The organism is Streptomyces sp. S07_1.15 (assembly GCF_020739505.1).
In the GTDB taxonomy this organism is placed as follows: Bacteria; Actinomycetota; Actinomycetes; order Streptomycetales; family Streptomycetaceae; genus Streptomyces; species Streptomyces xinghaiensis.
Map to the genome: position 1 here is coordinate 3154672 of NZ_JAJBZK010000001.1, position 17936 is coordinate 3172607.

A 17936-nucleotide genomic window follows, 5' to 3' on the forward strand; every position below is an offset into this window, starting at 1 on the left:
GAGGTCCGGGGATCCTACGAGCCTACGCCTCGTCGCCACGATCCGGACGGTTCGTCCGGAATCCGAGACGGATTTCGCCGGTTCGCGCACGGGTGTCCGGGCGGCGGCCGCGGCGGTGCCGTGCGGGGTCCGGCGGTCCGTACGGAGCGGGGTCCGGACGGCGGCCCGCGGCCCGTCCGGGCCCCCGGCCGCTCACGGCCCGGTGAGGTGGCGCTGGATCACCGGGGCGACGGCCGCGACGATGTCCTCGATGTCCGCGCTCGCCATCGGGTCGACCTTGATGACGTAGCGCAGCATCACGATGCCGAGCAGTTGCGACACCGCCAGTTCGACCCGGAATCGCGCGTCCGGTACGTCCAGCTCCCCCGCCACCCGTCCCAGAAGCCTGCGCAGGACGAAGCCGCGCAGCAGGGCGGCCGCCGTCTCGTTGGTGACGGCCGAGCGGACCACGGCCAGCAGCGGGGCGCGGGTGACGGGGTTCTCCCAGATGGTGAAGAAGTGGCGGGCCAGGAGCTCGCCGACGCCGCCCGGGTCCTGCGTCATCAGATCGGGCAGGTCGAGAGCCGGTTCGAAGGACTTCTCGATGGCGGTCTCAAACACCTGTTCCTTGGTGCCGAAGTAGTGGTGCACCAGGGCGGGGTCCACCCCCGCCTTCTTCGCGATGCCGCGGATGGACGTCTTGTCGTACCCGCGGGCGGCGAACTCGGCCCGGGCGGCCTGCAGGATGCGGTCGCGGGCGCCGGGCCCCGAGCCGCCGTCGCGCGCGGCGGGCCGGCCCCGGCCGCGGCGGGGTGCGGGGGCGGGTGTGGCGGCGGAACCGGGGCCGGGTTCCGGGGCTGCCGGGTCCGTCACGGCCGGGGCGTCCCGGGGGTCCTGGGCGCGCCGGGCACCCGGGAGGCCGTCGCCAGGTGCTGCCGGGTGAAGGCCAGGGCCTCGGCGAGATCGGCCTCGCGCTCGGCGCCGGACATGGCGCGGCGGGTGTTGACCTCGACGACCACATGGCCGTCGAACCCGCTGGTGGTGAGTTTCTCCAGCAGCTCGGCGCAGGGCTGGTTGCCGCGGCCGGGCACCAGGTGCTCGTCCTTGCCGGAGCCGCTGCCGTCGGCCAGATGGACATGGGCCAGCCGGTCGCCCATCCGTCCGATCATGTCGAGGGCGTCGTTGCGGGCGGTGGCGGTGTGGGAGAGGTCGACGGTGAAGTGGCGGTAGTCGTCGTTGGTGACGTCCCAGTCGGGGGCGTAGGCGAGCATCTCGCGGTCGCGGTAGCGCCAGGGGTACATGTTCTCGACGGCGAACCGGACGTCCGTCTCGTCCGCCATCCGCCAGATGCCGTCCACGAAGTCGCGGGCGTAGTTGCGCTGCCACCGGAACGGCGGGTGGACCACGACGGCCGAGGCGCCGAGCTTCTCGGCGGCGGCCCGGGCCCGCTCCAGCTTCGTCCACGGATTGGTCGACCACACCCGCTGGGTGATCAGCAGGCAGGGCGCGTGCACCGCGAGGATCGGGACCCCGTGGTAGTCGGAGAGTCTGCGCAGCGACTCGATGTCCTGGCTGACCGGATCCGTCCAGACCATGACCTCGACGCCGTCGTAACCCAGGCGTCCGGCGATCTCGAAGGCCGTCGCCGTCGACTCCGGGTACACGGAGGCGGTGGACAGGGCGACCTTCACTTCCGGGGTGCGCACCACTGGTTGAGCCACGGGAAACAGCGTACGGCGTGTGCGATCGGCCCGGCGGGGCCACCGGAGCGTGTGCGCCCGGGCGGCGGATGCCCCAGGTCCGCTTCCGGGAGGCGCGGCGCCGGGCGAAAGGGGCGGTGAGCGGCCCGTACGGGTGTTCCCCCGGCGGGGCCGTCGCGGCGGTGCGGTGTTCGTCACACCGGGCGGGCGGCCCGCGGCCCCGGGACCGGGACCGGGCCGCCCGGCGGGCCGCCGGGTCACTCCGGCAGATGGTCCAGGCGCCGCAGGATGACGCCCTCGCGCAGCGCCCAGGGGCAGATCTCCAGCTCGTCCACGCCGAACAGGTCCATCGCCGCCTCCGCGACCAGGGCGCCGGCGAGCAGCTGCGGTGCCCGTCCCGCCGAGACGCCGGGCAGCTCCGCGCGCCGCTCCGCCGTCATCGTCGCCAGCTTGGGCACCCACTCCTCCAGCGCCGCGCGGCTCAGCAGGCGCTGCACATGGACACCCTCGGCCGAGCGCGCCGCGCCCGCGATCCGCGCGAGCTGCTTGAAGGTCTTGGAGGTGGCGACCACGTGGTCCGGCGTGCCCAGGCGGCTGAACTCGCCGACGATCCGGGCGATCTCGGCCCGCACATGGCGGCGGAGCGCCCGCACGTCCTCCGGCTCGGGCGGGTCCCCGGGCAGCCGGGCTGCGGTGAGCCGGCCCGCGCCGAGCGGCAGCGACACCGCCCTGTCCGGCTCCTCGTCGACGCCGTACGCGACCTCCAGGGAGCCGCCGCCGATGTCGAGCACCAGCAGCCGGCCAGCCGACCAGCCGAACCAGCGGCGGGCCGCGAGGAAGGTGAGCTTGGCCTCTTCCTCGCCCGACAGCACGGTCAGCCGCACGCCCGTCTCGCCGGCGACCCGGGCCAGCACCTCGTCCGCGTTGGGCGCCTCGCGGACGGCGGAGGTGGCGAACGGCAGCACCTCCTCCACCCCCTTGTCCTCGGCGGCCTGCAGCGCCTCGCCGACCACCGCGACCAGCCGGTCGACGCCCGCGTCGCCTATCGCGCCGCGTTCGTCCAGCAGTTCGGCAAGCCGCAGTTCCGCCTTGTGGGAATGGGCGGGAAGCGGGCGGGCACCGGGGTGTGCGTCCACGACCAGCAGATGCACCGTGTTCGATCCCACGTCGAGGACACCGAGTCTCATAGCGTGCACATTCTCATATGGCTCACGGCAACGCGGCAGGTGAGCGGCCCGTACGGGATCCGTCCGCCTACGCTGAAGAGGTGTCGAAGACGAAGAGGGCGAAGCCGGACCGGGGCAAACCGGTCCCGGCCCCGAAGAAGCCGCCGCGGTCCGCCCCCGCCGACGAGCAGGGGCTGGACTTCCCCCGGGCGTGGGTCGAGTTCACCGACCCGGAGGACCCCGAGCAGGTCTTCCGCTGCGATCTGACCTGGCTCACCTCCCGCTGGTCGTGCATCTTCGGGCAAGGCTGCCAGGGCATCGAGGCCGGGCGCGCGAGCGACGGCTGCTGCACCCTGGGCGCGCACTTCTCCGACGAGGACGACGAGCAGCGCGTCGCCGGGCACATGGCGCGGCTCACACCCGAGAGCTGGCAGCACCACGCCGAGGGCACCGGCCCGCGCGGCTGGACCGAACGCGACGAGGACGGCGCCCGCAAGACCCGCCGCTTCGGCGGCGCCTGCATCTTCCACAACGGCCCGGACTTCCCCGGCGGTCACGGCTGCGCCCTGCACCGGCTGGCGCTGAGCGAGGGCCGTGAACCGCTGGAGACCAAGCCGGACGTGTGCTGGCAGCTGCCGATCCGGCGGACGTACGAGTGGATCGACCGCCCGGACGACACCAGATTCCTGCAGGTGTCGATCGGCGAGTACGACCGCCGGGGCTGGGGCCCGGGCGGCCACGACCTGCACTGGTGGTGCACCTCGGCCACCAGCGCGCACGGCGCGGGGGAACCGGTCTACGTCTCGTACCGGCCCGAACTGACGGAGCTGATGGGCAAGGCGGCCTACGAACGGCTGGCCGGGCTCTGCGCGGAACGGCTGGCGGCGGAGCTGCCGGTCGCGCCGCACCCGGCGGACCGGTAGGCACTGGCGGGTCTCCCGGCACTGGCGGGTCTCCCGGCTCCGGCGGATCTCCCGGCTCCGGCGGGGCCGTCACCCCGGTGCGGGAGCGCCGCGGCCGCCGGTACCCGCCGTCATGGCCCGGCCGGCGGCGCCCAGGACCTGTACGACCGCCTGCGACGACGACCCCCTACGGCCCTCGGCCCCGCGAGGCGCCCGGTCCCGCGGGGCGTCCGTTCCGCGGGCGGCAGCGGAACGGCGGCGCGCCGCCGCCTCACCCGGCCGCGTCCCCGGGCTCTCCGGTGTCCTCGGGGTCCGGCGGCTCGCTCGACGGCTCCTGCGCCGGGGGTGACGGGGCGGGCTCCGGCTCCGGGTCCGGGTCCGCCGGTGCGGTCGGCGGCGGTTCCACCGGGTCCTCCGGCGAGGGGGCGCCGCGGCCCGTCACGGTGACCACCGTGCCGGACGGCCCGATCGTCACCCGGCCCGTCCACGCGCCGCCGGGCTGCCGCGCCCGGTCCACCGTCACGGTGACCGTCACCGAGCGCCCGGGGCGGAGCGTGCCGCCGGTGTCGCTGAGCCGCAGCCAGGGCGCATCGGTGCGCGCCGACCAGTCGACCGGTGCGCCGCCCGAGGCGGTCAGGGTGATGAGGGTGGAGCCTCCGCCGCTCCGGCCGGCGACCGTCAGCCCGGCCCCGTCCCGGCCGTCGCCGCCGGAGCCGTCCTCCTCCGCGCCGGACCGGCCGTCCTCGCGGGCCGCGTCGTCGCTGCCGCCCCTGTCGCCGCCGCGCTCCGCGGCGCCGCCCGGCCGCCCGTCCCCGCCCCGGCCGCCCGGGGCGCCGCCGGAACCGTCCGCCGAATCGTACGGATGTGCCCCGGGCCGGCCGTCCTCGGCGGCGGAGACGGGACCGGCGTACCGGTCCTGCCCGGGCGGCGCGCCCCGGTACGCCGCCCACAGCGCGAACACCGGTGCGGCGACGGCAGCCGCCACCACCGTCGCCGTGGCGACGCGGCGGCGTACGGCCCGGCGGCGCGCGGCGAGGCGTCCGGGATCCATCGGGAAGCCCTGCCGGTCGCAGCGCGGGCTGCCGGCGGGGAGGTCCCGGGGACGGGCGCGGAGCGCGGCGCGCATCGCGGCGGCCGCCGCCGCGCGCGGTGCCGGGACCAGGGGGAGCACGTCGGCGGTAGTGGTACCGCCCGGCCCGCGGGCGTCCGCCGGGGAGCGCTGGACGGTGGCGCGGCAGGCGTCGCAGTTCTTGATGTGGCGCAGCAGTTCGCGGCGGAGATCGCTGCCCATCAGGGCCCGGGTGTCCCCGGTCATCCGGTTGACGGTGGGACAGCCGCCGCCCTCCGCGACGGCCAGTGCCGCGCGGGTGCGCTCCACCTCGCGGGCGCCCGCCGTCAGCAGGCGCCGCGTTTTCTCCTCGTCCGTGCCGAGCACGGCGGCGACTTCCGGGGGCGCCAGCCGGTGCCGCACGGCGAGTTCCAGGGCCTCGCGCTGCTCGCGGGTGGTGCCGGCGGCCTCCGGCCAGACGAGCGCGGACAGTTCCCGGCGGCGCCGGGCGGCGGTCTCCGCGGAGGGGCCGGGCCCGGACGGATCGCCGGCGTGGGCCGGATCCGGATCGTGGGCGCGGCCGGACGGGTCGTGCGGGGCGGGGCGGCCCGCGGAGCCGGGCTGCGCGGACGGGCGGGGCCGGACGGCGAGGTGCCGCAGACAGGTCCAGCGGGCCAGTGCGTAGAGCCGGGCACGCTGCCGCTCCGGCTCGGCCGGCGAGCGGCGGTGGCGCCGCTCCGCGTGGGCGAGGACCTCGCCGAGTACGGCGGTCGCCGCGTCGTGGTCGCACATCGCGGCGAGGCAGTACGTGAACAGCCCGTCGAGGTACGGCTCGTAGCGCGCGCCGCCGGTGGCGTGGGTCGGGTGCTCGGGCCTGCTGTTCATCACCCGGCGACGGTAGGGGGACGGACCGGCCCGCTCGCCCCGCTCCGGCGCTTTTCATCCCTACGGGTGATGGACGCCGTCGGTCCCGCGCTCGGGGGCGGCTTCGGAGGCGGCCCGCGTCCGGGGCCGCCGCGCCCGGTGGGCCCTCGCTCCGTCCCGGGGCTTCCTCCCCGCGCTCCGTCCCCGCGCTCCGTCCCCGCGCTCCGTCCCCGCGCTCCGTCCCCGCGCTCCGTCCCCGCGCTCCGTCCCCGCGCTCCGTCCCCGCGCTCCGCACCGGAGCTTCGTCCCGGGCTTCGTCCCCCGGCTTCGTCCCGCGCCCGGCGTCCCGCGCGGCCCCTGTCCCGTTCCGGTACCGCCCCGTGCGTTGTCACCGCCCGGCGCTAGCGTTGCGGCATGGCTTCCCGCACCCGTACGTCCGCCAAGGACCGTCCCTCCTACCGCTGCACCGAGTGCGGCTGGACCACCGCCAAGTGGCTCGGCCGCTGCCCCGAGTGCCAGACGTGGGGCACGGTCGAGGAAGCCGGCGGCGCGCCCGCCGTGCGGACGACCGCGCCCGGCCGGGTGTCGACCGCGGCGCTGCCGATCGGCCAGGTCGACGGCCGCCGGGCGACCGCGCGGGCCACGGGCGTGCCCGAGCTGGACCGGGTGCTGGGCGGCGGCCTGGTGCCGGGCGCCGTCGTGCTGCTGGCCGGCGAACCGGGCGTGGGCAAGTCGACGCTGCTGCTGGACGTCGCGGCCAAGGCGGCCACCGACCAGGAGCGCACGCTCTACGTCACCGGCGAGGAGTCCGCGAGCCAGGTGCGGCTCCGCGCCGACCGGATCGGCGCGATCTCGGACCATCTGTATCTGGCGGCGGAGACGGATCTGTCGGCCGTGCTCGGCCATCTCGACTCCGTCAAGCCGTCGTTGCTCGTCCTGGACTCCGTGCAGACGGTGGCCTCCCCGGAGATCGACGGCGCGCCCGGCGGCATGGCGCAGGTGCGGGAGGTGGCGGGGGCGCTGATCCGGGCCTCCAAGGAGCGCGGGATGTCCACGCTGCTGGTGGGTCACGTCACCAAGGACGGCGCCATCGCGGGACCGCGGCTGCTGGAGCATCTCGTCGACGTGGTGCTGCACTTCGAGGGCGACCGGCACGCCCGGCTGCGGCTGGTCCGGGGCGTCAAGAACCGCTACGGCACGACGGATGAGGTGGGCTGCTTCGAACTGCACGACGAGGGGATCACGGGCCTCGCCGACCCGTCGGGTCTCTTTCTCACCCGCCGCGCCGAGCCGGTCCCGGGCACCTGTCTGACGGTGACGCTGGAGGGGCGCCGGCCGCTGGTCGCGGAGGTGCAGGCGCTCACCGTCGACTCGCAGATCCCGTCACCGCGCCGGACGACCTCGGGCCTGGAGACCTCGCGGGTGTCGATGATGCTGGCGGTGCTGGAGCAGCGCGGCAAGATCTCCCAGTTGGGCAAGCGCGACATCTACAGCGCCACGGTCGGCGGGGTGAAGCTGTCGGAGCCGGCGGCGGATCTCGCGATCGCCCTGGCGCTGGCGAGCGCGGCGAGCGACACCCCGCTGCCGAAGAACCTCGTCGCGATCGGCGAGGTCGGCCTGGCGGGCGAGGTCCGGCGGGTCACGGGGGTGCAGCGCCGGCTGTCGGAGGCGGCCCGGCTGGGCTTCACCCACGCGCTGGTGCCGACCGATCCGGGGCGGGTGCCGGAGGGGATGCGGGTCACCGAGGTCGCGGACATGGGGGAGGCGCTGCGGGTGCTGCCGCGCCGGCCGCGCCGGGAGCGGCCCGAGCGGCCGGAGGGAGCCGACGGAGCGGAGCGGTCCGGGCGGCCGGGCCGGTCCGGGCGGCCGGATCGCGGTGCGGCGGAGTCCTCGCCGCTCTCGGGAGGCGCCTCCGGCTGAGGCCCCGGCGAGCCGGCCGGCAGCCCCTCCGCCCTCCTCCCGCCCCCGCGCCCTGGTCCGCCGCCCGTCCCCGAGAACGCTCCCGCCGAGCGCTCCGCCGCGCTCTCGCCGGCCGGTGTTCCCGGACGCCGGGCAGGCCCGCGACGGCCCGTCCGGCGCGCGCTCCGGCGGGAGCTCCGGGCGGCTCCGCACCGCGCTCCCCGGCGTGCGCTCCGGAGCGTGCGCCGGGGGCGCCGCGCACCCCTGAGCCGAGACGCACCACACAAGTCGTCCGGCCGCCGGTAGACTTTGCCCTGGTCTCGCCCGTACGTACGCACCCGGGCCCCGAATTCTGCGACCGGAGGAGTGCAGTGGCAGCCAACGACCGGGCAGCGACTCCCGGCAAATCCGGCGGGAGCTCCGGTACCGAGGGCCTGATGCGCGCCTCGCTGAGCGCTGTCGCGCCCGGTACCGCCCTGCGCGACGGACTCGAGCGCGTTCTCCGCGGGAACACCGGCGGACTGATCGTGCTGGGCATGGACAAGCACGTCGAGGCCATGTGCTCCGGCGGCTTCGTCCTCGATGTGGAGTTCTCCGCGACGCGCCTGCGCGAGCTGTGCAAGCTCGACGGCGCGCTCATCCTCGACAAGGACATCACCAAGATCGTGCGGGCGGGCGTGCAGCTCGTCCCCGACGCGTCGATCCCGACCGAGGAGACCGGCACCCGGCACCGCACGGCGCAGCGCGTCTCGATCCAGGCCGGCTTCCCCGTGGTCTCCGTCAGCCAGTCGATGCGGCTGATCGCGCTCTACGTCGGCGGGCAGCGCCGGGTGCTGGAGGACTCGGCGGCGATCCTGTCCCGCGCCAACCAGGCCCTCGCCACGCTGGAGCGGTACAAGCTCCGACTCGACGAGGTGGCGGGCACCCTCTCCGCCCTGGAGATCGAGGACCTGGTGACGGTCCGGGACGTCTCCGCCGTGGCGCAGCGGCTGGAGATGGTCCGCCGCATCGCCACCGAGATCGCCGAGTACGTCGTCGAGCTGGGCACCGACGGCCGCCTTCTCTCGCTCCAGCTGGACGAGTTGATCGCGGGCGTCGAGCCGGAGCGCGAGCTGGTGGTACGGGACTACGTGCCCGAGCCGACCGCCAAGCGGACCCGCACGGTCCCCGAGGCCCTCTCCGAGCTCGACAAGCTGTCGCACACCGAGTTGCTGGAACTGCCGGTGGTGGCCCGCGCCCTGGGCTACAGCGGTTCCCCCGAGACGCTCGACTCGGCGGTGTCGCCGCGGGGTTACCGGCTGCTGGCCAAGGTGCCGCGACTGCCGAACACCATCATCGAGCGGCTGGTGGAGCACTTCGGCGGGCTGCAGAAGCTGCTCGCCGCGAGCGTCGACGATCTGCAGACGGTCGACGGGGTGGGCGAGGCCCGGGCGCGCTCGGTGCGCGAGGGCCTGTCCCGGCTGGCGGAGTCCTCGATCCTCGAACGCTACGTCTGAGGGACGCGGAGCGTTCGTTCCCGGGCGGCGGCCGGTTCCGCGGCCAGGCGGGCCGCGGGCCGCGGGCTGGTGTGCCGGGAGCGGCCGGGTCAGTCCTTGGTCAGGACGAAGGAGACCTCGGCCTTGTCGACGCCCTTGGCCTCCGCCTCGATCAGATAGGTGCCCGCCTTCGCCGAACCCGCCCCGGGCGTGGCGCACTTGGGCGCGCTCGGCCTGCGGTCCCATTCGACCGTGTACATGGCCTCGCCGCCGGCCGGCACCCGCAGCCGGATCTCCCGGCTCTCCTTGAGGCAGTCGTCGGACGCCCACAGCGGGTCGTCCTCGTCGGCCGGGGTGATGGTGAGCACCGCGGTCTTCTCGCCGAAGTCCACCTCGCAGGAGCGGTTCGAGGTGCTCTCGGCGGTCAGCTCGAACTCCGGCTTCTCGCCCGGCTCGTAGCGGTTCTCGACGGTGCGGATCCGCAGTTCCACGTCCTCGGCGCCGCAGTCGGGGAGGGCCGTTCCCGCCGGGATGCCGCTCCCGCCGCCGCTGCCTCCGGAACCCGAGCCGCCACCGGCCGCACCGCCACCGCCACCGGAGCCACCGCTGCCGGCGTCCCCGCCCGAGCCGCCGCCGGAGCCGGCCGAGCCGCCCGTGCCGCCGCTGTCACCGCCGCCGTCGCCGCCCCCGGTGCCGCCCGAGTCGTCGCGGCCGCCGGGCCGTTCGCTGATCGCGGGCCCGGAGGAGGAGGGGCCGGGGGTGATGGACTGCGCGGGGCCCTTGCCGTCGGCTCCGCCGCCTCCGTCACCGCCGCCGCCTCCGGTGGACCGGACGGCCCAGACGACGAGCACGGCCAGCAACGCGACCACGCACAGGGCTACCGCCCTCCGGCGCCAGTAGATGGAGGAGGGAAGCGGCCCGACAGGATTGCGCAGAGAACCCACGCCGGAAACCTTACGAGAGAAGAGGGCCCGTTCAGGCGTTTACCCGCCGCCGTCACCGCAACTTTTGACGATCATCATTCCGGTTCGGTCTCGGCCGGGCCCTCCGAGCGCCCTTCCCTTCGCGCTCGGTTCCCGTCCGGTGCACCCCGGGTGACGGCTCGCCCGCTTCCGGTAACTCCCGTGCCGGGTACGGGAGACGGGCGTGGCGGAGAGTGGCGGCGGCGCCTCCTTCCGCGCCGTGCGGCGTGGGGGCGGCGGACGGCGGCTGACGGCGCCGGTGGCGGAGCCCCCCGGCGTCGGAGGGCTCTGGCAGGATCGGGGATGTCATGACTGCGATCCCGAAGCCCTCGAAGAGCGCACCCCCGAAGAGCACGACAGCCCCGGAGCACACGGCGGCAGCCGGGAACACGGCGGCGAGCGCCGCGACGGCGACCGCGGCGGCGGTCGCCTCCGCCGCCCCGCCTCCGGTCGCCTCCCCCGCCGCCCTCCACTCCGCCGTGATCGACTGGTTCGGCGAGCACGCCCGCGACCTTCCCTGGCGCCGCCCCGAAGCGGGCGCGTGGGGTGTCATGGTCAGCGAGTTCATGCTTCAGCAGACCCCGGTGGCGCGCGTGCTGCCCGTCTACGAGCAGTGGCTGGCGCGCTGGCCCCGCCCGGCCGGCCTCGCCGCCGAAGCACCCGGGGAAGCGGTACGTGCCTGGGGCCGGCTCGGCTACCCGCGCCGCGCGCTACGGCTGCACGGGGCCGCCGTGGCGATAGCGGAACGGCACGGCGGGAACGTGCCGCGCGACCACGCGAAGCTGCTGGCGCTGCCGGGTGTGGGCGAGTACACGGCCGCAGCCGTGGCCTCGTTCGCGTACGGCGGCCGGCACGCCGTGCTGGACACCAACGTCCGCCGGGTCCTCGCCCGCGCCGTGACCGGCGTCCAGTACCCGCCGACGGCCACGACCGCCGCCGAACGCCGCCTCGCCCGTGCCCTGCTGCCGGAGGACGACGGCACGGCGGCCCGCTGGGCGGCGTCCACGATGGAGCTCGGCGCACTGGTGTGCACGGCGCGCAACCCCGGCTGCGGGCGCTGCCCGATCGCCGCGCGGTGCGCCTGGCGGCTGGCCGGTTCGCCGCCGCACGACGGCCCACCGCGCCGCGGGCAGACCTACGCCGGTACGGACCGCCAGGTGCGCGGCAAGCTGCTCGCGGTGCTCCGCGAGGCGACGACGCCGGTTCCGCAGCGGGTGCTGGACGCGGTGTGGGAGGAGCCGGTGCAGCGGGCCCGCGCGCTGGACGGGCTCGTCGCGGACGGCCTGGTCGAACCGCTGGCGGACGGCAGCTACCGGCTGCCGCAGAGCCGAGCCGAACGGACCTGAGCCGAGCCGAACTGCCGAGCTGCCGAGCTGCCGAGCTGCCGAGCTGAGGGGAGAGGACGGCACGGGGCCGCTTACGCGATCCGCACCGGTCGAAAGCCCTGCGAAACACGTCAGAGTTGATCAGCAGCCGATCCGAACCGGTCAAGTCCCCTTCCGCAGCCGCCTCCTGACCCCGTTCGGTTCCACGGACCGCCCGTCCCGGCGGAGTTGTTACACAACCGATGGGTTGCCGTGCGCCCGCCGAGGGGCAGACCGGACCGCTCCGTTACAGCCGCTCAGTAGCTTGCTTCCGTGCCGGGGAGACCGGTCGCACACGGGGCGGGAAGAGCGGGGACGGAGGCGGTCGGCGATGGCGGACAACGAGGTGCTGGGCTTCGAGGAGTACGTACGGTCCCGGCAGGACGCCCTGCTGCGCAGCGCCCGCAGGCTCGTCCGGGACCCCGTCGACGCGCAGGACCTGCTGCAGACCGCGCTCGCCCGCACCTTCGGCCGCTGGGACGGCATCGCCGACAAATCCCTGGCGGACGCCTACCTCCGGCGCGTGATGATCAACACCCGCACCGAGTGGTGGCGGGCCCGCAAGCTCGACGAGGTGCCCGTCGACCAGCTGCCGGAGGCCAGCCTGGAGGACGGCTCCGAGCAGCGCGCGGACCGGGCGCTGCTGATGGACGTCCTGCGGGTGCTGGCCCCGAAGCAGCGCAGTGTGGTGGTCCTGCGACACTGGGAGCAGATGAGCACACAGGAGACGGCGGCGGCCCTGGGCATGTCCACCGGAACCGTGAAGAGCACACTGCACCGGGCGCTGGCCCGGATGCGCCAGGAGCTGGAGAACCGCGAGCTGGACGCGCGGGCGACGGAACGCAGAGAACGCATGGAACGAGGGCAGCCGCAGTGCGCGGCGTGACGGACACCGAACGCCCCCGGGGGCTCCCGGAGCCCACCGGTACCGCACCCGGACCCGCCCGGACGCGCACCGTCCCGGCGGGTTTCGTGCGGGTCGGGGCGGCGGTGGCCGCCGCGTCCGCCACCGCACTGGTGCTGGCGGGGTGCAGCGCGCCCGGGACGGGGGTGCGCGAGGAGGGGCCCGCGCGGACCGAGTCGGCGCCGACGCCTTCCCCGGCGCCGTCCTCCGCGTCGCCCCGCAAGGTCGATCCGGTCGAGATCATCAAGAACGACCCCACGGTGGACGCCAAGATCCGCAAGAGCCTCGAACCGTGCGCCGGGGACGAGTACCCGGTCGACGTCAGCTATGGCACCCTCACCGGGAACGATGTGCCCGATGTGGTGATCAACGTGCTGACCTGTCAGGACTCCTTCGGCATCGCGGCCTACGTCTACCGCGAGCAGGGCCCCGCCACGGTCCGTCCCGGCGGGAACGACGGCGAGAGCGGGAAGGACCTCCGCGAATCCGTCAGCGTGGACGGCCGCTGGTACCGCAATGTCTTCGCCGACGACATCTCCCCGGTCTACGCCGAGATCATCGGGGGTGAACTGGAGGTCAAGAAGCAGGTCTACGCGAAGGGCGACAAGGTCTGCTGCCCCTCCGGCGAGGAAGTGATCACCTACCGGTGGCGCGACGGGGCCTTCTCCGAGCGGGCGCGCATACACAACGATTACAGCAAGTCCGCGGGCGGCGTTCGCGAGGAAGCACAGCCCAGCCCGCGACCGGACGACTGAGGGGCGGGCGATGGCCGCGACGCATGTGCTCTTCGTCGAGGACGACGACGTCATCCGGGAGGCGACCCAACTCGCCCTGGAGCGCGCCGGACTCGTGGTCACGGCGGCACCGGACGGGCTGACCGGCCTGGAGCTCTTCCGGGGCGACCGGCCCGACATCGCGCTGCTCGACGTGATGCTGCCGGGCCTGGACGGGGTGAGCCTGTGCCGCCACATCCGGGACGAGTCGGCGGTGCCGGTGATCATGCTGTCGGCGCGGGCCGACTCGATCGACGTGGTGCTGGGCCTGGAAGCGGGCGCGGACGACTACGTGACCAAGCCGTTCGACAGCGCGGTCCTGGTCGCCCGGATCCGGGCGGTGCTGCGCCGCTTCGGCCACGCGGCCGGCGGTCCCGACGGCCCCGCGGGCGCCGGACCCGACGGCGAGGCGGGCGAGGAACCGCTGCGCTTCGGCGATCTGGAGATCGACACGGGCGGCATGGAGGTCCGCAGGGACGGCGAGCCGGTCTCGCTGACCCCGACCGAGATGCGGCTGCTGCTGGAGTTCTCCTCCGCGCCGGGCACGGTGCTCTCCCGCGACCGGCTGCTGGAGCGGGTCTGGGACTACGACTGGGGCGGCGACACCCGCGTCGTGGACGTCCATGTGCAGCGGCTCCGCACCAAGATCGGCCAGGAGCGCATCGACACGGTGCGCGGCTTCGGCTACAAACTGCGCGGCTGAGCGGGGACCGCCTGTGCCGATCCGCGACCCCTCACCGCCCGGGCCCTCCGCCACGCCCTCGCAGCCGTCCGCTCCCCCGCCGTCCCCCAGTCCCTCCGCGGCCGCGACCGCGGACGGGTCCGGCCGGGAGCCGGGCGCCAAGCGGGAGCCGGGCACCGGCCGGCTCCGCGCCCTGCCCCGCCGCCTCGCGCGCCGCGTCCCCTCCGGCCGCTTCCGCCCGCGCACGGGGCTGCGCTGGAAGCTGAGCGCCGCCATCGCCGCGGTGGGCGCGCTGGTCGCCCTCGCGCTCAGCCTCGCCGTCCACAACGCCGCCCGCGTCTCGCTGCTCAACGGCAGCCGCGACATCCAGGACGAGCGGGTCACCTTCGCCCAGCGGATCTACGAGTCCACCGGCCGGCTCAACTTCGACGCGCACATCGACGACCCCGCCCTGCCCCCCGAACTCCGGGAGGCGGTGCGGGGCGGGCAGCGCGCCACATATCTGGAGGACACCGGCGAGGGCCCTCCCGAGGTGTGGGCGGCGGTACCGCTGGCCGGCGGCCGGGTCCTCTCCATCCACACCCGCTTCGAGGACCGCTACGCGGTGCTGAGCGATCTGGACCGGGCGCTGTCCATCGGCTCCGTCTCGGTGATCGGCGGCGGCTGCCTGCTGGGCGTCCTCGTCGGCGGCCAGCTCTCCCGGCGGCTGCGGCAGGCCGCGACGGCCGCGGGCCGGGTCGCCCAGGGCGATACGGACGTCCGGGTACGGGACGCGATCGGCGGCCGGGTGCGGGACGAGACCGACGATCTGGCGCGCGCCGTGGACGCCATGGCCGACGCGCTCCAGCAGCGGCTGGAGGCCGAGCGGCGGGTCACCGCCGACATCGCGCACGAACTGCGCACCCCGGTGACCGGGCTGGTCACGGCGGCCGAGCTGCTGCCGCCCGGCCGCCCCTCGGAGCTGGTGCGGGACCGTGCGCAGGCGCTGCGGACCCTGGTGGAGGACGTCCTGGAGGTGGCCCGGCTGGACAGCGCCACCGAGCGGGCCGAACTCCAGGAGGTCGCGCTCGGCGAGTTCGTCGCCCGCCGGGTCCGCGTCCTCGCCCCGGAGGCCGGGATGGAGGTCGTACGGGACGCGCGGGTGCAGACCGATCCGCGGCGGCTGGAGCGGGTCCTGGGCAATCTGCTGGCCAACGCCGCCAAACACGGCCGGGAACCGGTCCGGGTCACCGTGGAGGGCCGGGTCCTGCGGGTACGGGACCACGGGCCGGGCTTCCCGCCGGCGCTGCTGGCGGAGGGGCCGAGCCGGTTCCGCACCGGCAGCGCCGACCGGGCCGGGCGGGGCCACGGCCTGGGTCTGACCATCGCGGCCGGCCAGGCCCGGGTGCTGGGCGCGGCCCTCACCTTCCGCAACGCGCCGGACGGCGGTGCGGTCGCCGTGCTGTGGCTGCCGGGAACGGCCCCCACGGACAGCGGCGGCATCCCCGTCGTGACCCTGCCCGCGCCCCGGACCTGAGCGCCGGGCCGCACGGCTCCGGACACACGGCCACCCCGTACGGAACCCGCACGGGGTGGCGTGAGGGGCTCGCTCCCCCTCGGTTCAGACGGGCTTCGCCGCCGGGAGCCCGCCCGCCCGGACACCGCCGCCGGAACCCGGCCGGGTGCCGCCGTCGCCGGTGCCGCCGTCGCCACCGACGGCACCGGCACCGGCGCCCGCGTGCGCACCCGCGCCCCCGGCGTCCGCCCCGGCCCGCGCGCCGTCCGTCCCTCCGGGGCCCGCTCCCGGCCCGTCCGGGCCGGCCCCCCGAAGGGGCACCTCCTCGACGAACCAGGCCGCCAGGAAGCCGGCCACGGCGGCGAACGCGGCCACCAGGAAGACGATGTGCGTACCGCCGGCCACCGCGGACTGGTACGCCTCCCGCACCGCGTCCGGCAGCTTCGCCAGGCTCGCCGCGTCGAGCTGTGCGGCTCCCTCCGTGACGGCCGGGGCACCGGGCCCGGCTCCGCCGGCCATGCCGTCCTGGACCCGGTGGGTGAAGAGCGCGCCCATGATCGCGACGCCGAAGGAGCCGCCGACCGTGCGGAACAGGGTCGCCGTCGAGGAGGCGACGCCCATGTCCTTCATCTCGACGCTGTTCTGGGCGACGAGCATGGTGATCTGCATCAGGAAACCGAGGCCGGCGCCGAGGACCGCCATGTAGCAGCCGGAGACGAACCGGGAGGTGCCGGTGTCCATCGTCGACAGCAGGAACAGCCCGGTGACCATCAGCCCGCCGCCGAGCACCGGGAAGATCTTGTACCTGCCGCTCCGGGTGGTGACCCGGCCGGCGATCAGCGAGACCACCATCATCGCCAGCAGCAGCGGCAGCAGGAGCAGCCCGGAGTTGGTCGCCGAGGCGCCCTGCACGGTCTGCTGGTAGAGCGGCAGGAAGGTCATCGAGCCGAACATCACGAAACCGACCAGGAAGCCGATGAGGGTCATCAGCGAGAAGTTGCGGCTGCGGAAGATGCCGAGCGGCAGCACCGGTTCCGCGACCCTGCTCTCCACCACCAGCAGCGCGATCGTCGTGACGACGGCGGTGCCGGCGAGGCCCGTGATGACGGCGGAGTCCCAGGCGTACTCCAGGCCGCCCCAGGTGGTGACGAGCACCATCGAGGTGATGGCCACGGTGAGCAGCGCGGCGCCCGCGTAGTCGATCCGCGCCTGCGTCCGCTTCTTCGGGAGGTGCAGCACCGTGGTGACCATGGCGAGGGCGACGGCGCCGAGCGGGAGGTTGATGTAGAAGCTCCAGCGCCAGCCGAGCGTGTCGGTGAGGGTGCCGCCGACGAGCGGTCCGCCGATCATGGCCAGGGCCATGACCCCGGCCATCATGCCCTGGTACCGGCCGCGCTCCCGGGGCGGTATGAGATCGCCGATGATCGCCATCACGCCGACGATCAGGCCGCCCGCGCCCAGGCCCTGGACGCCGCGGAAACCGATGAGCTGGCCCATCGTCTGGGCCATGCCGGAGAGCGCGGAGCCGAGCAGGAACACCACGATCGAGGTGATGAAGATGCCCTTGCGGCCGTACATGTCGCCGAGCTTCCCCCAGACCGGGGTGGAGGCCGCGGTCGTGAGGGTGTAGGCGGTCACCACCCAGGAGAGGTGTTCGAGCCCGCCCAGCTCACCGACGATGGTCGGCATCGCCGTCCCGATGATCATGTTGTCGAGCATGGCGAGCAGCATCGCGATCATGAGGGCGAGCAGCACCACGCGGACGCTGCGCCGGGGCGGCGCCGTGGCCGGCGGGCCGGCGGACGGTTCCTCGTGGACGGTGTCGGGTGTGGCCTGGGTCATGGTGGTCGCTCCCCCGGGAGTGCGCGAGAAGAAGGCTTCGGCGCCGGCCGGGTACCGGCGCGTGGAGGCGGCGGGCGCGCGGAGGCGTGTGCCGGCCGCCGAGGTAAACTTACTTGCCGCCCGGCTAGCAGAATATCCCGGAAGCTAGCCCGCTCACTTGCCGGGCGTCAAGTAAATTCGGTGGCGGCCGGACGGCACCGCCGCCGGGCACGGGCCCGTACGGCGGCCGGCCCGTCACGGCCGGCCGGACCGGTACGCACACGAGCAGGGAGCAGGAGAGCCATCGTGGCCACACCGCGCACGCGCCGGGGGGACACCCGCCGCCGCATCCAGGATGCCGCGCTCTCCCTCTTCGTCGAGCAGGGGTACGAGAAGACCTCGCTGCGCGAGATCGCCGCACAGCTGGACGTCACCAAGGCGGCGCTCTACTACCACTTCAAAACCAAGGAGGACATCCTCATCAGCATCTTCGAGGACCGGACCCGGCCCCTCGACGAGCTGATCGCCTGGGGCCGGGAACAGCCGCGGAACCAGGAGACCAAGCGGGAGCTGCTCCGCCGCTACAGCGCCGCGCTCCACGACGCCGCCCCGGTCTTCCGCTTCGTCCAGGAGAACCAGGCGACGGTGCGCGACCTGAGCATCGGCGGCAACGTCAAGGAACGGATGTTCGCGCTCTTCGACCTGGTGAAGGAGCCGGACGCGAGCCTCACCGACCAGGTCCGCTCCGTCAGCGCGCTCTTCACCATCCACGCCGGGATCTTCGCGCTGAAAGACATCGAGGGCGACCCCGAGGACAAGCGTGCTGCCGTCCTCGAAGTCGCCCTCGATCTGATCGCCGCGGCGGATGCCGGCCGCCCCCTCAAGCGGTCTCAGTGACCCCG

General features: G+C 74.9%; 15 protein-coding genes. 9 read left to right on the plus strand and 6 right to left on the minus strand.

The window, feature by feature from the left end:
• Nucleotides 1-192: 192 nt before the first annotated feature.
• The 3 genes from LIX60_RS13505 to LIX60_RS13515 all read right to left on the minus strand — a co-directional run bounded on the left by LIX60_RS13505 (nt 193) and on the right by LIX60_RS13515 (nt 2866).
• A complete protein-coding gene (locus LIX60_RS13505) occupies nt 193-852 on the minus strand; it encodes a TetR family transcriptional regulator (protein WP_227958631.1) in 660 nt (219 codons plus the stop codon).
• Entirely contained in the window at nt 849-1700 is an 852-nt protein-coding gene (locus tag LIX60_RS13510) for a sugar phosphate isomerase/epimerase (RefSeq protein ID WP_095757029.1), read from the minus strand. The genes LIX60_RS13505 and LIX60_RS13510 overlap by 4 nt, the downstream gene beginning before the upstream one ends.
• Nucleotides 1701-1936: 236 nt before the next feature.
• The gene (locus LIX60_RS13515) at nt 1937-2866 is read right to left on the minus strand and encodes a Ppx/GppA phosphatase family protein (protein WP_019707686.1); all 930 of its coding nucleotides are present in this window, start codon (nt 2864-2866) and stop codon (nt 1937-1939) included.
• 80 nt (nt 2867-2946) lie between these two features.
• On the opposite strand from LIX60_RS13515, the gene LIX60_RS13520 reads away from it, so the two are divergent.
• Nucleotides 2947-3768, plus strand: coding sequence for a hypothetical protein (locus tag LIX60_RS13520; RefSeq protein WP_227958632.1), 822 nt, complete (start codon nt 2947-2949; stop codon nt 3766-3768).
• 250 nt (nt 3769-4018) lie between these two features.
• On the opposite strand, the gene LIX60_RS13525 is transcribed toward LIX60_RS13520, so the two are convergent.
• Nucleotides 4019-5680, minus strand: a complete 1662-nt coding sequence (locus LIX60_RS13525) for a hypothetical protein (RefSeq protein WP_227958633.1) — start codon at nt 5678-5680, stop codon at nt 4019-4021.
• Nucleotides 5681-6073: 393 nt separating this feature from the next.
• On the opposite strand from LIX60_RS13525, the gene radA reads away from it, so the two are divergent.
• The gene (radA, locus tag LIX60_RS13530) at nt 6074-7579 is read left to right on the plus strand and encodes a DNA repair protein RadA (RefSeq protein ID WP_227958634.1); all 1506 of its coding nucleotides are present in this window, start codon (nt 6074-6076) and stop codon (nt 7577-7579) included.
• A gap of 350 nt (nt 7580-7929) precedes the next feature.
• Nucleotides 7930-9054 carry a DNA integrity scanning diadenylate cyclase DisA gene (gene disA, locus LIX60_RS13535; RefSeq protein ID WP_019707684.1) on the plus strand — a complete coding sequence of 375 codons (1125 nt, stop codon included), beginning with the start codon at nt 7930-7932 and terminating at the stop codon, nt 9052-9054.
• Nucleotides 9055-9143: 89 nt separating this feature from the next.
• Here the strand turns inward: disA and LIX60_RS13540 are convergent, their stop codons facing one another.
• The gene (locus LIX60_RS13540; RefSeq protein WP_227958635.1) at nt 9144-9977 is read right to left on the minus strand and encodes a hypothetical protein; all 834 of its coding nucleotides are present in this window, start codon (nt 9975-9977) and stop codon (nt 9144-9146) included.
• A 326-nt stretch (nt 9978-10303) separates the two neighbouring features.
• Here LIX60_RS13540 and LIX60_RS13545 point away from each other — a divergent pair, with 326 nt between their 5' ends.
• The 5 genes from LIX60_RS13545 to cseC all read left to right on the plus strand — a co-directional run bounded on the left by LIX60_RS13545 (nt 10304) and on the right by cseC (nt 15234).
• Entirely contained in the window at nt 10304-11341 is a 1038-nt protein-coding gene (locus LIX60_RS13545) for an A/G-specific adenine glycosylase (protein WP_227958636.1), read from the plus strand.
• A 349-nt stretch (nt 11342-11690) separates the two neighbouring features.
• A complete protein-coding gene (locus tag LIX60_RS13550; RefSeq protein ID WP_019707682.1) occupies nt 11691-12245 on the plus strand; it encodes a SigE family RNA polymerase sigma factor in 555 nt (184 codons plus the stop codon).
• On the plus strand, nt 12242-13018 hold the full coding sequence (locus LIX60_RS13555) for a hypothetical protein (protein ID WP_227958637.1): 777 nt from the start codon (nt 12242-12244) through the stop codon (nt 13016-13018). Before LIX60_RS13550 ends, LIX60_RS13555 begins: the two co-directional genes overlap by 4 nt.
• A 10-nt stretch (nt 13019-13028) precedes the next feature.
• The gene (cseB, locus tag LIX60_RS13560) at nt 13029-13739 is read left to right on the plus strand and encodes a two-component system response regulator CseB (RefSeq protein ID WP_019707680.1); all 711 of its coding nucleotides are present in this window, start codon (nt 13029-13031) and stop codon (nt 13737-13739) included.
• The gene (gene cseC, locus LIX60_RS13565; protein ID WP_265584851.1) at nt 13660-15234 is read left to right on the plus strand and encodes a two-component system sensor histidine kinase CseC; all 1575 of its coding nucleotides are present in this window, start codon (nt 13660-13662) and stop codon (nt 15232-15234) included. The genes cseB and cseC overlap by 80 nt, the downstream gene beginning before the upstream one ends.
• Before the next feature lie 84 nt (nt 15235-15318).
• On the opposite strand, the gene LIX60_RS13570 is transcribed toward cseC, so the two are convergent.
• Nucleotides 15319-17055: an MDR family MFS transporter gene (locus LIX60_RS13570; RefSeq protein ID WP_227958639.1), complete on the minus strand. Its 1737-nt coding sequence runs from the start codon at nt 17053-17055 to the stop codon at nt 15319-15321.
• A 285-nt stretch (nt 17056-17340) separates the two neighbouring features.
• On the opposite strand from LIX60_RS13570, the gene LIX60_RS13575 reads away from it, so the two are divergent.
• Nucleotides 17341-17931 (plus strand): TetR/AcrR family transcriptional regulator, encoded by a 591-nt coding sequence (locus tag LIX60_RS13575; RefSeq protein ID WP_374117851.1) that lies wholly within the window; start codon nt 17341-17343, stop codon nt 17929-17931.
• The last annotated feature ends 5 nt before the right edge of the window (nt 17932-17936 follow it).